This window comes from Paenibacillus zanthoxyli JH29, assembly GCF_000520715.1.
GTDB classification, from domain to species: domain Bacteria; phylum Bacillota; class Bacilli; order Paenibacillales; family Paenibacillaceae; genus Paenibacillus_AQ; species Paenibacillus_AQ zanthoxyli.
The window spans coordinates 1-876 of sequence record NZ_ASSD01000035.1 but is presented as its reverse complement, the minus strand read 5'-3'; the positions used below and the strand labels follow the sequence as shown (position 1 = coordinate 876).

Sequence of the window (876 nt, the reverse complement as noted above, 5' to 3'; positions counted from 1 at the left end):
ACCGGACAGAGGCTTATCTGGCGCAAGATCCCCGCCTCTCTGAGTAGGGAGCCTTCAGAGCGGCATCGTGTTCGGGCCTTGTGAACGGTCACTTGCAGAGGTCATTTTCTATTTTCTTCGGATCAAAAAAAACAGTCCCCCGCCGCAAAGGCGCAGGGGACTGCTAAAATTCTATAGCTTCGTTGGGAGCAGCCGCTATTCGACATTGCTATGCTGCTTGTACGCCGCAGCATGATCGACGCCCCGCAGCTCCGCAAAGCTCAGGCAGACACTGTCCAGCACGAGATGGACGCACTGGTCGAACAGGGAGCCGAGCGGCTGTACGCTTTGGCGTTCACCCTCCCGGCGGTGCTTGGTCGCCGCTGGAATGGTCAGCAGCCGCGAGGCGGACCGGCCCAGCGGCGAGCCGTCATCCGTCGTCAGGGCGATCACGAACGCGCCCAGCTCCCGCGCCTTCTGTGCCGTCCATACAACGCCGTGCGTCGTTCCCGACCCGGATACGGCGACCAATATGTCGCCTGGGGAGATGGACGGAGTAATCGTCTCGCCGATGACGTATACGGTCGCACCCAAATGCATCATCCGCATGGCGAATGATTTCGCCATAAGACCCGACCGGCCCTCGCCCACAACAAAGATCCGTTTCCCTCCCGCCAGCAGCACGGCCGTCTCGGTTACAGCCGCTTCATCCACACGCTCCAGCACTTCCTTAGCTTCTGTAAGGATTTCCTTCAGCTTGCTCATCTTGGCGTCACTCCTTATCTGGCTTATGTCAGCTCGAACGTCCGCTCTCCCGGCCCTCTCCGGTATATTCCCGAATACGCTCCTTGAACTCGCGTGCCGCCTGCGCCGGATCAGGCGCCTTTGTAATCGTCG

1 protein-coding gene is annotated in these 876 nt (G+C 59.9%); it reads right to left on the bottom strand.

Features of this window, described 5'->3' with window-relative positions:
- Nucleotides 1-195 precede the first annotated feature (195 nt).
- Complete coding sequence (hxlB, locus tag L691_RS0101630) at nt 196-744, bottom strand: 6-phospho-3-hexuloisomerase (protein WP_025688383.1); 549 nt, start codon at nt 742-744, stop codon at nt 196-198.
- Nucleotides 745-876: the final 132 nt, after the last annotated feature.